Below are 11,764 nucleotides of genomic sequence, written 5' to 3'. Positions count from 1 at the left end.
TTCGAATATTCGCAGCTTGCTATTTCAACACTATCTTGTGGGAGAGAGGGGGGTGTTTAACAACACCATCACTAGACCATTACTCAGCACGACGGGGATTGATCGGATCGTGCTGTATACGCTTTAGTTTCACTATGCGCTTGGCGCACACCCTCTCCCCAACCCCTCTCCCATCAAGGGCGAGGGGCTTTTTACATCTGCTTAAAAATGGAATGGAAGGTCAGCAGCGATCCGGAATGATGATTTCTTAGGCTAAAGGTGAAATAGCTGACTCAATCCACTATTTTGAAAAAACGCTCCACAACAGCCAAATCACGTGTCTTGGTCATAGGCGGCAGACTGCGGATGAAAATCTTGCCATAGGGTTTGCTCAACAGGCGTGGATCACAGATGACCAACACGCCACGATCGGATTCATCCCGAATCAAACGCCCTGCGCCCTGTTTTAAAGCGATTGCCGCTTGTGGTAACTGGAAGGTCATGAACGGATTACCACCTCGTTGCCGCAAGGCATCGATGCGTGCCTGGAGTACGGGGTCGCCAGGTGATGCAAAGGGGAGCTTATCGATAATGACACAGGAGAGCGCTTCCCCACGAACATCAATGCCTTCCCAGAAACTCGAAGTCCCCAGTAACACCGCATTCCCAAGTTCTCGAAACTGCTCCACAAGCTCTGTACGTGGTGCTGTGCCCTGTACCAACATGGGATAGTCGAGCTTATCCTCAAGATATTCCGCAGCTTCCTGCAGGGCACGATGACTGGTATAGAGCAGAAATGCTCTGCCGTTACTGGCCTTGAGGATAGGCAGCGAAAGATCCGATACAGTACGATTGAAAGTCCGCTCTGAGGGATCAGGCAATCCCTGAGGGACATACCACACCGCTTGCATCGGATAGTCGAACGGACTATCCCAACAGTGGGTTTCAGCCTCCTGCAGTCCGAGTTGACTGGAAAAGTGCTCAAAACTATCACCCACTGCCAGGGTGGCTGAGGTAAACACCCAAGCAGCGTGATGCTCCTGCATAACACCACGGAATATTTTGGCGATCTCCAAAGGCGTGCGGTTAAGACGATAACTCTGTCGTTGGGTCTCATACCAACGGATCGACTCACTATCATTCTCATCCAACAGACCTTTCAGACGTTGAATTTGAAGCTCACATCGCTCCTTGCAGCTATCGAGCCCCTTACCACGACCCTCTATGGCAATCAGCGCCTCCAGCAGATGATCGAGGGCCTCTTCTAAATGTTCAAGATGCAGACTGACCGATGGGTTATCAGCGAGCTCTGACCAGGCACCTCTTCGAACTTCAAGACCAAAGGCGAGGCGTAGATCCTGAGAGGCCTGTTTCAAACGTTCGGCGCGTTCAAGTAGCTGAGGGGTGTCTTTGGCTTCACGGTGATATTCAGTAATACAATCCCGAGCCAGTTCGCTTAATTGCCGTCCACTCAGTGTGACACCAAAAAAGTTGCCCGCCACTTCCGGCAATTGATGGGCTTCATCGAGGATAAAACAGTCTGCACTGGGTAGCAGTTCTCCGAACCCCTCCTCCTTGAGCGCCAGGTCTGCACACAACAGGTGGTGATTGATCACTACCAGATCGGCTTCCTGCGCCCGCTTACGTGCCTCAACCAGATGACATTTGCTGTAGGCCGAGCACTCTTGACCCAAACAATTCTCCGTGGTGGAGGTTACCACTGGCCAAACCGGGGCATCTTCGGCAATCTCAGGCATTTCACTGATGTCACCGCTTTTTGTGGCTGTCGACCATCGACGTATCTCCTCCAACTGCCCCAGCTGCTCCCGGGTAAGGCGTATCTCTTCGACCAGTGTATTTTCCAAGCGATGAATACAGAGATAGTTGGCTCGCCCTTTCAAGAGTGCTGTGGATACCGGGCTTGAAAGACTCTGCCGTACTTTTGGCAGATCGCGATGATAGAGTTGATCCTGAAGGTTTTTTGTACCGGTGGAGATAATCACCTTGCGCCCCGACATCAATGCCGGCACCAGATAGGCAAAGGTTTTTCCAGTACCCGTCCCCGCTTCACAGATCAGAACACCACTTTGCTGAATGATGTCAGCGACCGCTTGCGCCATCTCCTGCTGCTGCGGTCGATATGAGAAACCGTCAATACGACTGGCAAGCCAACCCTCAGGGCCGAATATCTCAGCAATATCGGTCATAATTTATCGCCCAGGGATGGAATCATTGAACTGGCAACCAATAGTTTGCCTTTTTGAAGTCTGCTGCCCGCCGTCAAAATCAATCTGTCTGGTTATCCCAGACCTCAGGCTCAAGACCACTCTCTCGTGTCCATGCGAGTCGGCCGATAATTTTAAAACGTGCCACAGACATGGCACCTCGTTTTGCTCGATTACTACTGCTCTCTTCGATATATTCCAGGATATCATCCCGCTCGGATTCATAGATCTCATAAGGTTGGTAATCCTCATCCATGAGTACCAGCACCACACTGTCCCACGCCTTCTCCAGCTTGAGCTGGCCGATACGTTGCCCTGACTTGCTCTCATCGAAAATGGTGCGGGATTTTATCTGAATGCGTTTATCACCACGACCACGATCGATTGCGTTATAGCCGCCCTCTCCACTGTCGTTGGCTTCAAGCTGGAGCAACTTCATTGCATCGAACTCAGCAATTTCATTGCTGATCCCAGGAAGGGGCTTGCCCATGGTACGCCGGTACTCAGCGGCTAATACCCGAGCCTGGGCAATCAACTTATCGGCAGCATATACGGTCAAGTACTAACTCCTAGTACCAAGAATGGGGTTAAGGCGGGATTGTAGCCTATCTTGTACTATTTTCGCATGATTCAAACAGATAGAGGATTCAATCATCTACCTTTGCTGTTCACAACTATTAAACCGGCAACTAAGCATGCCGGGATAATAACACTCAGTTTGATCTTTCACTTCTTTCTGAAAAGGCTCTGTAACCACTCAACCCCATCATCCATGAGCGAAGATGAGCGGGCGCACGGCGCCGATTCCAATGCCATACTACCACTGATGAAAGGATAATTGACCGCATCCCGACACCCCTCACCACGCAATCCGGTTATTGGATCAATCGCCACCATCTCCACACCCCGAGGCAACTCTTCAGACAGGGAGTAGATGCCTATACTCTTCATCAACTCGGCCCAGACACGCATTGCACCAGAGGATCCGGTCAGGCCGGTAGGTGCATTATCATCTCGCCCTATCCAGGACACTGCCACTCGTCGTCGATCGAATCCGGCAAACCAGCTGTCGCGCAGTTTATCCGTTGTACCGGTCTTACCCGCCACTTCGACATCGCCTGGTAGCAACCATTGCAATGCTTTTCCTGTTCCGCTGTGCGTGACCTCGTTGAGGGCATTTCTCAACAGATAGACTGCCCGTGCATCTGCCCTGGATTCAATCTCCAGTGGATATCGTGACAGGGGTTCACCCTTACCATCGGTTACCCCCCGAATCGATTTCAGTGTCGCACTGAATCCCCCATTGGCAAGTGTCTGATACATCTGAGTCATCTCTAGCGGAGAGAGAGATACTGCCCCGAGAAGCAGGGAAGGATAGGCAGACATGGGGCGTCGAATGCCCAATTCATAGAGGCTTTCGGTAACTGGCTTCAAGCCAACAGAGAGACCCAGATGGACAGTTGCCAGGTTCAGAGACTCCACCAGTGCCTGCTGCAGGTTGATATTCTCATGACTCTGATTGTCGTAATTTTCCGGTGCCCAGATCTCACCATTCCCCCCTTTGATACGAATCGGCTTATCTTCCAATGGGGTGAATAGATTGTAGCGACCAGGTTGAGACAAGGCACTGAGATAGACCGCTGGCTTGATCAATGAGCCTACAGGCCGCACCGCATCCAGCGCTCTGTTGAAACCAGCATACCTGGGGTTTCTGTCACCCACCAGGGCGGTAACTTCACCAGTCTCCACATCGGCCAGGGTGAGTGCACCCTGAAGGGTTCCAGAGGGGATACTACGTGCTTTCTCCAGAGATTTTAACTGCTGTGAGAGGGCTAATTCAGCTCGTTGCTGAAGCCAGGGATCGAGGGTTGAAAAAACTCTTAAACCACCTGCATTCAGATCCTCTTCTTTATAGTCCCTACGCAATTGGCGCTTTACAAGATCCATGAATGCGGGACTACCCGAGCTACGCAAACGACCCTGTTCCACACCCAAAGGAGCCTCACTGGCCCGGTCGGCTTGAACAGCATCGATCACCCCCCGCTCCTGCATCAGTTGCAGTACCAGGTGTCGACGCTGCTTGGCTCTCTTTGGATGTCGCCTTGGATCGTATGCTGAGGGCCCTCGTACCAGGGTTACCAGCATCGAAAGCCGCGGCAGATCCAACTCCTGTAGCGGCCGATTGAAGTAGAACCGGCTGGCCAAAGCAAAACCGTGGATTGCCCGTCCACCCTGCTGCCCTAGATAGATCTCATTAGCATAGGCTTCGAGAATCTCATCCTTGCTGAAGCGCATGTCGATGATTACCGCCATTAATGCTTCATTGAATTTTCGCCAAAGCGTTCGTTCTGAGGTGAGAAAAAAGTTCTTTACCAGCTGTTGGGTCAGGGTACTTCCCCCCTGAACCACGCGCTTGGCGCGCAGGTTGGCCCACAACGCCCGTCCTATGGCGATAGGATCAATACCAAAATGTTGGTAGAAATTCCGATCCTCCACAGCAATCAGTGCAGAGACCAGCATCTCAGGCAGTTCATCCCGAGTCAGTAAGATACGATCTTCACCCTGGGCGGATCTAAGGCTTCCAATCAATCTGGGCTCTATTCGGTAGTGTCCAACAGGTTCGCCACTGGCAGCCCGTTTCAATGATTCAACACCCTTATCGTTCAATACCACTTCCAGATAGTCACTGGAGCGATCGATATCCGGGAACCGGAAAGCCCTGGTGCGCAGCAATATACGCTCACGATAGCTCGAATATTCACCAGGCCGATCAGGGTGCTTTACTTTGCGATAACCCAATCCAGCCAGCGTCTGCTTCAAGTGGGTGAGGGTGACAGGTGCTCCAGGATAGAGATCAAGAGAGCGACCATAGACTTTTGCCGGCAGAGACCAACGCTGACCTTCTAAACGTGCCTGTACCACCCGATCCAGGTAGAGACTATAGAGCAGCGTAGCGAGCAGCAAGGTGGTCACCCCCAACAACAGCCAGCGCCGTAATAGACCACCCCGCTTGGGTTTGGACTGTTTTCGACTGTTTTTTTTACGCTGCTTCGCCATTTACTCTCTATAATGTTCCGGTGACTCGAAATATGGCCCGTAGCTTACCGAAAAGTAGTTGGGGGTGTTAGCGACGATTCCCCAGACTGATCCACTAATGTCCGGAATTATTTCTAGTGACGGGTGTGACCCCGCGGCACCATCAGCATACGGATTCCTAAGAAATCCTGGGTAGCTTTCTCGCTACTATGAGCCGCTGTAGAAACAAGCTGTCAGTTCGTCAGGTGGTTTTCTTTTCAGTTGGGCATTGTGCGGCAGGGGCGCTCGCCTGAATATGAACCTATTCCGGAGAGGCGTGCCTGGATGATCAGCACTACCAAAGCGACTACTAGAACCTGTTAATAGAGGTTCCCTTAAGGCAATAAATGCCTAGATTACTGTTTCGTGAATCAAGTCTCAAAAAAAACGGTCGCTAAATAGAACAAGATTACTGAACATCGTTAGGAATAACTACATGCAATCACTTTTTGTCAGGTTGTTGTCACTACCTATTCTGCTGTTGATACTGAATCAATCTGTAATAGGGGCGGAGGTGAATACAGATGAGGCAATACAGCTGAGAAATATGCTCGAAAATCGCATTGCTGAAATCGCCAAAGATAAAGCGCTGAAAAAAAAGATGGTCAAAGAGGGACGAGACAGAACCATATTATGTAAGACCTGCCATGGGGAAGATGGCATTGCAATCCAGCCGGTGACACCCAATCTTGCAGGTCAGAATCCTGTTTATATCGTCGACCAGTTTCAGCGATTTGGCGATGGTCGTCGCAACGACTATCTAATGACTAACCTGGCAAAGACATTCTCTTTGGAAGACAAAATCAAGATCGCCCTCTACTTCAGTGACATGGAGATGAAAGCATCTGGTGGCGGAATTCCTGAGTTACTCCAGGAGGGCCAACAGGTCTACAAAAAGGTCTGTGTTGAGTGTCATGGAGAAGATGCCCGTGGCCAGGAGGGTTATGCCCGCCTTGCAGGACAACGCTTCGACTATGTGGTCAAGATGCTAAAAGAGTTTCGTGACCGCACTGGCAGACGAACCAACGTCTGGATGACCGGTGTTGCCATCCGTCTCAGTGATCGGGATATGGATGCTGTAGCCACCTATCTTGCCAACCTGAATTGATTTGTCTTATTAAACAAATCTCTCGCTGCATTAATAATCTTTGCCTGCTCAGGTGCCACTGACTGAACATCATCGATAAATTCAACAATCCTCTGTTGCATTTCCACTTTCATGCATGCTCATTTTTTTAGGTTGAGTATCTCAATAACGGCCTAACTGTTGCCGTAACCCTGCATTGGCGCAACCCTGCCCGCAAGCTGACATCTTCTCTGAGAGTGGGAATTTCGCAAGGCGCAACTTCAAGTAGGTGTAGAGCTCCTCTAGCCAGACCGGTTCATCGGCAATAGTCATCGCTCTGGTACGAAAATCGTAAGGTGCGATCAATACATTCGCTTTTTCGACGCCAACCTTGGCCACCAGATAAAAGAGCTCTTCGATATAGTGATTTCCAACTGCCAGGCATCCCGCTGACCATGCGCTACCGTGGATGTAGATATTCGATCCAGGTGAATGCCTGCCCTCCAGGTTGGCCTGAACTGAATCGAAAGTATTTGGGTAGTTAAGCTTCATTGAAAGGTGAAAATGGCTGTTGGGATTGAGTGAGACAATGCGATAAAAACCTTCTGGTACCTGCTTGTCTCCCTCTCTCAATTTTGGTCCTGCGCCACCGCTTGCGGCGAAGATGGCATAATCATGGATAAAGCGCCAACGCTCTTCGGAGTAGGCCCATAGTTCAAGGCGGCGACTCTCCTTCAATGCTATCAACTGCACCCGCTGTGGCGGAAAGTCCACCCCAGCCAATTCAAAACGCTCTGCAATTCGTTGGGCAGCTTCTCCATTCAGCTTATCCATTACTGTCTGCAGTGGGGCGTGGGTGATGGCCTGAGCCACCAATGCCCAACCCAACATCAGTGTTATAGCCAATAATCTCATTGTCTGCGTAAAACCCTCTCCAGCCAGTTACCGTAGATGATGGCAGAGATCTCATGCAATTGAGTAATATGTTGATCAAGATCCTGCAGGATGCGCTCTGCTGACTGGCAACATGTCGAACTCGATTGCAGATCACTGCCGTAGCGATCAATCCAACCTTTCACCATCTCCGGGGTCATCTCAAGGTGAAACTGCAGGCCAAGATGGTCGCCGATGGTAAATCCCTGATGGGGATAACAGTCGCTCTCCATTATCCATCGGCTACCTGCTGGTAAAGTGAAGGTATCCGCGTGCCAGTGAAAAGCCATAAAGCGCTCAGGCAGGCCTTTAAGCCACGCGGCTTGATCATTCTCTGAAATGGCGCGAACAGGGTGCCAGCCAATCTCCATCTCACTACCCCGAGTGACTTCGCCGCCTAAAGCCCGGCTCATCATCTGCGCACCGAAGCAGACACCCAAAATCGGCAGATCCTCCTGAAATGCTTTACGCATCAGCGCCAATTCTCCCGCCATCCAGGAGAGCTGATCATTGACACTGACACCTGCCCCCATAAAGACCAGAGCGGAAACATCATCTGTTCTAGGATTAATCGGGCGGGACTCATCGACACACTCCACTTCCCAGGGTATGCCGCGCTGTTGCAGATAGTCCCCCAGATAACCAGGGGGTTTGCAGACCAGATGTCGAAAGATACGGATTGGCTTCATCAATATTTGCAGTTACTCAGTCGTTGGATATGATTCTAACTGAAACACTGCTCTACCACACATCAACTGTTTTTTCGGCGCGGACGATATATCGCATCGGGCCGCCAGGTATAAGCGCATCAAAAGGGTAGCAGGTCACAAGCAGCAACTCCTGCGGCCCTTCGAGTGCCATATGCCACCCCTGTTGCTGATCGACAACCCGGCGCTCTGTGACGCGATAAACCACAATCCTGCCATCTGCTCTCTGCACCCTAAGTTCATCACCAATAAACAGATCCTTGAGAAACCTAAAATGGGTATCGCGATGCCCGGAGATGAAACTGCGTCCCTCCTCACCGGGTAACTCAGAGTGCTCTGCCCAGCCTGGTCCAAATGCCATGGTCGCGCCACTGTCACCACTCAACACCAACCGGGTAATACCCAGGCGAGGTGACTCGAGTCGAGCCACAGGCCAGGTATCAGCCCAGGGCCATGGTGCAGTATGGCCCTCTCCTGCCAGCGTCCTCTGCCAGGCCGCTTCAATCAATCCTTCAGCCAGCCAGGCTTTGGCTTCAATCCAGATGGAGTGACTCAACATCCCCCCCCCGAGCAGACACAACATTAGTGAAACAAGCCTCAGGCCCATTTTTTTCTCAGGCCGAAAACCTGGATTAACCCCGCCACAAGGATCAGCAACATGCCAATCATCAGATAGAGCGGTCCAGTGGTAGCTGTCTGAGGCAAACGCCCAAAGACCGCCTTTGGCGACCAGCCCGCAGGCAGACTCACAGGTATATCACCACCTTGCAGGTTTGCATCGAGGGGACGAACCGGTGTTTTGTCCACTGCCACCAGGCTCGTATAGGCAGAGATCAATTTATGATCCATGGCGAGCTGTAATACCTGTTCCCGCCTCTCTTCCTGGGTTGTGGTGGCGGTTGAGGCCATGATTGTTTTGATTCGTTCTCTTGCCCAGAGAGCATGAATACCTGTCTTATGGGTCTGATCGCCGGTGATTTCGACACGGCGCTTCCAAGGCTTACCATCCCTGTCACCTGCAATAACCAGGACACCTTCCAAGTGATCCCCTTTGAGTGCAAGCTGCAGCGGCTCTCCCAAGTAGAGATCGGGAAATCGTTGTGGCTCAACATCAAGCTCTCCCCTGCCCTGCCATTCGAGTTGAATATTCCTCATACTGGGATGTTCAAGCTTTTCAAATAGGCCCTGCATGGTTTGCGTCACTTCTGACAGATGTCCGATATAGCTGAAAGAACCCCGGCCAAAATCTGCAGCACGTTGCATAAAATGGCTGTTCGGTGCAGAGCCGATGCCAACCGTAAACAGACGACTCTCTGCCAACTTGTGCTGAATCAGAGCAAACAGCTCCTGCTCATTCCCCAAGCTACCATCTGTTAAAAAGACGACCTGCCTTAGAAGATGAGTCTCTTGCGACTGATTCAGAGCCAACTCAAGCGCTGGCATCATCTCTGTGCCCCCCTCAGCCTTAAGCTGATCGATAAAGTCCAGAGCGCGCCTCTGGTTGGTTTGAGTGGCGTTCTGAGGTGAGGAGAAGAGGGTTTCACTATGACTATTGAAGGCTATCAAGTTAAATCGATCTCTACTCTTAAGACGACTGACCGCCATCCTTAAAGCTGCCTTGGCTTGCCTTATTGAGGCACCATTCATCGACCCCGAGTGATCGATGACAAAGATCAGCTCTCGCGAGAGGATCTCTTCAGGTTTTGCTGCATCTGGAGGCATCAGCATCAGCAGTGCGTAATCCCTCTCCTGCCAATGCTCACGAAACAGTGCCAACTCAGGCTCTGAGCCAACTTCGGCACGCCAACTGATGACAAAGTCCCGATCTGCCTGTACCTCGCCATCAGCCAATTTAAGTCTGACTACACCTTGCTCAGCCCGCTGTTCCACCATTTTATGATGGTGGCTGATCACCTCAGCCAGAGGCACTCCTGCATCGATATCTATCTGCAGCGACAAAGGATTGATCAGACCCGCACGCTGAGCAATGTAGGGTGGTGATAGTTGATTAGCCTCTGAGGCCTGCACGCTGTCTGGCAGATAACGAGGTGCCACCACCATTGGAAAACGCAATTCGAACCGTCGTCCAGAGTAGTGAACTCTCTGCTGAAATTCGATACTGATTCGTACCGTTTCACCCGGTGCAATATTGGTCGCCGCCAAGGTAAAGATATTGGGACGCTGCTGAGTCAACAGGCTGGCCCTTTTACCCTCGGCCCTGGCCTTTTTAAAGATCCGTTTTGCCGCTGCCTTCTCCTCAATCACACCTTCGATTTGACGATCCCCAATCTGCATCTTCATACGCTCCACCGCAGATCCCTCAGGCAATGGAAATTGGTAGCTACCCTCCATCCATGATTGAGTTGGATTGGTGAATACCTGCTCTACTTTGGCCCAAGCGAGCATACCGGTTACGTTGATAGTTACCTCGGTATTGAGCAAGGGAGCCATCTCAATGCGCTGCCCATTGAGACTTGTCAGTTGCAGTTGGGCAGTCAATCTTTCAGCCGGATCAGCCTGCGCTGACCCCCATGATAATACAAGTATTATCAACAACATACTCCCTGACACACCGGTCATCAACGCAGCCAGTAAAGTCAGTAACATATCCTTGACAAAGTCTGGGTTACAGAGGCTTTTCACAGGTATTTTGAGATCAGTTTCTGGACTTACGCTCATCTCTGCCTCCACGTTCTCTTTTTTTCAGACCCTCTGCCTGGCGTAGACCGTTATAGGTCCAACGAAAACTGAATCCAGGCACCCGTTCGGGAGAGCCGTAAACAAAGGCTTCACTCAATGGTTGGCGTCTGTTTTTCATGAGGACTCCCCATGCAACAGAGTGAGTTGCACCATGCGATCGAAAGCCAGCCCCTCCAGATCATTCATCGGATACTCTGCAGCCGACTCACCCTGGTAACGTGTCGAGAGTCGATTACGAGGGAGCCCGGCATCGATCAGCAGCTTGGCAACCGCATCGGCGCGGGCTCGACTTAACTCATGATTAAACGCTTCAGAACCTCGCTGATCAGCACCCGCTTCGATCAACAACTTAAACTGAGGAAAGGCGTTAAGCATATTTGCCAAGGCATCGAGTTGTTCGGCCATCTTTGGTTCTATCAGACTACTGCCGGTACGAAAGCCCAAACAGAAGCGAAAACCCTCTTTTAATGCTGCCAGTTGATCTAGCTCCCCCGATTTCTGCTGCTGAAAATTCACTTGATGCTGTTGCGCTTGATCCAACAGGTGATCTTGGCTAGTCTGATTATCAGCCAGGGCTTGGGAGCTCTCCTCGAGTTGTCGATTCTTTGATTCGAGATCACCGATTACAGCGCCACTGGCATAGCCAATAACAGCTCCAGGTGGACCACCAAGAATCCCACCAGCAAGAAGCCCAAGCAGGGAACTGTGGAATGTCTCTCTATCTACAGGTTCAGGTTGATCCTGAGCGACAGCAGACTGACATAGAAAGAGGCTTGCAAGACTAACGACAATAAGATGTTTTTTCATTTTTAACTCCCGGATGTTGAACCAGCGCACCATCCTTGGTGGAAGTGGCACTCCATGCCAGCGCCGGTATTCTTTGATTACCGAGTGTTATTACAAACCACAGAGTTGGCCTATTAGGTACAAAATGAGGGCTAACCGATGACAAAAGTTGGCAGAAAAATGGCAGCAGTTGATTCACTGACCGCATAGGATCAACATAGTAGCTTACGAGACCTGACCAGGAGATAAAAACAGTCAACGTTGCAGCTGACCGAACAGTATTAAATTAAACT

Annotated in this window: 10 protein-coding genes; 1 reads left to right on the top strand and 9 read right to left on the bottom strand. The window is 50.9% G+C overall.

The window, feature by feature from the left end; all coding sequences use genetic code 11:
• Nucleotides 1–272 precede the first annotated feature (272 nt).
• The 3 genes from yoaA to mrcB form a co-directional block, all read right to left on the bottom strand.
• Nucleotides 273–2,186, bottom strand: a complete 1,914-nt coding sequence (yoaA, locus tag AC4IFB_RS16300) for a DNA repair helicase YoaA (protein ID WP_490780725.1) — start codon at nucleotides 2,184–2,186, stop codon at nucleotides 273–275.
• Between the two features lie 79 nt (nucleotides 2,187–2,265).
• A complete protein-coding gene (locus AC4IFB_RS16295) occupies nucleotides 2,266–2,763 on the bottom strand; it encodes a hypothetical protein (RefSeq protein ID WP_490778356.1) in 498 nt (165 codons plus the stop codon).
• Between the two features lie 167 nt (nucleotides 2,764–2,930).
• Nucleotides 2,931–5,261, bottom strand: coding sequence for a penicillin-binding protein 1B (gene mrcB / locus AC4IFB_RS16290; protein ID WP_490778357.1), 2,331 nt, complete (start codon nucleotides 5,259–5,261; stop codon nucleotides 2,931–2,933).
• Between the two features lie 454 nt (nucleotides 5,262–5,715).
• Between mrcB and AC4IFB_RS16285 the strand changes: the two genes are divergently transcribed.
• A complete protein-coding gene (locus AC4IFB_RS16285) occupies nucleotides 5,716–6,387 on the top strand; it encodes a c-type cytochrome (protein WP_490780724.1) in 672 nt (223 codons plus the stop codon).
• A 141-nt stretch (nucleotides 6,388–6,528) separates the two neighbouring features.
• Here AC4IFB_RS16285 and AC4IFB_RS16280 read toward each other — a convergent pair whose 3' ends face one another.
• The 6 genes from AC4IFB_RS16280 to AC4IFB_RS16255 are packed head-to-tail and all read right to left on the bottom strand — an operon-like array spanning nucleotide 6,529 to nucleotide 11,492.
• Nucleotides 6,529–7,251, bottom strand: a complete 723-nt coding sequence (locus AC4IFB_RS16280; protein WP_490778359.1) for a L,D-transpeptidase family protein — start codon at nucleotides 7,249–7,251, stop codon at nucleotides 6,529–6,531.
• 5 nt (nucleotides 7,252–7,256) lie between these two features.
• A complete protein-coding gene (locus AC4IFB_RS16275; RefSeq protein ID WP_490780723.1) occupies nucleotides 7,257–7,967 on the bottom strand; it encodes a type 1 glutamine amidotransferase in 711 nt (236 codons plus the stop codon).
• Nucleotides 7,968–8,019: 52 nt separating this feature from the next.
• Nucleotides 8,020–8,568: a class GN sortase gene (locus AC4IFB_RS16270; protein ID WP_490780728.1), complete on the bottom strand. Its 549-nt coding sequence runs from the start codon at nucleotides 8,566–8,568 to the stop codon at nucleotides 8,020–8,022.
• A gap of 14 nt (nucleotides 8,569–8,582) precedes the next feature.
• Nucleotides 8,583–10,664, bottom strand: a complete 2,082-nt coding sequence (locus AC4IFB_RS16265; protein ID WP_490778362.1) for a marine proteobacterial sortase target protein — start codon at nucleotides 10,662–10,664, stop codon at nucleotides 8,583–8,585.
• A complete protein-coding gene (locus AC4IFB_RS16260; RefSeq protein ID WP_490778363.1) occupies nucleotides 10,642–10,803 on the bottom strand; it encodes a hypothetical protein in 162 nt (53 codons plus the stop codon). Before AC4IFB_RS16260 ends, AC4IFB_RS16265 begins: the two co-directional genes overlap by 23 nt.
• Nucleotides 10,800–11,492, bottom strand: coding sequence for an OmpA family protein (locus AC4IFB_RS16255; protein WP_490780722.1), 693 nt, complete (start codon nucleotides 11,490–11,492; stop codon nucleotides 10,800–10,802). The genes AC4IFB_RS16260 and AC4IFB_RS16255 overlap by 4 nt, the downstream gene beginning before the upstream one ends.
• Nucleotides 11,493–11,764 lie beyond the last annotated feature (272 nt).

It is taken from the genome of Candidatus Thiodiazotropha sp. AKIB8, assembly GCF_058244675.1.
This window is presented reverse-complemented; position numbering and strand designations above follow the sequence as displayed.

Coding starts and splice junctions, on each gene's coding strand:
- mrcB (WP_490778357.1), bottom strand. CDS start 5,261: ATGGCGAAGCAGCGTAAAAAAAACAGTCGAAAACAGTCCAAACCCAAG.
- AC4IFB_RS16260 (WP_490778363.1), bottom strand. CDS start 10,803: ATGAAAAACAGACGCCAACCATTGAGTGAAGCCTTTGTTTACGGCTCT.
- AC4IFB_RS16255 (WP_490780722.1), bottom strand. CDS start 11,492: ATGAAAAAACATCTTATTGTCGTTAGTCTTGCAAGCCTCTTTCTATGT.
- AC4IFB_RS16270 (WP_490780728.1), bottom strand. CDS start 8,568: ATGTTGTGTCTGCTCGGGGGGGGGATGTTGAGTCACTCCATCTGGATT.
- yoaA (WP_490780725.1), bottom strand. CDS start 2,186: ATGACCGATATTGCTGAGATATTCGGCCCTGAGGGTTGGCTTGCCAGT.
- AC4IFB_RS16265 (WP_490778362.1), bottom strand. CDS start 10,664: ATGAGCGTAAGTCCAGAAACTGATCTCAAAATACCTGTGAAAAGCCTC.
- AC4IFB_RS16275 (WP_490780723.1), bottom strand. CDS start 7,967: ATGAAGCCAATCCGTATCTTTCGACATCTGGTCTGCAAACCCCCTGGT.
- AC4IFB_RS16285 (WP_490780724.1), top strand. CDS start 5,716: ATGCAATCACTTTTTGTCAGGTTGTTGTCACTACCTATTCTGCTGTTG.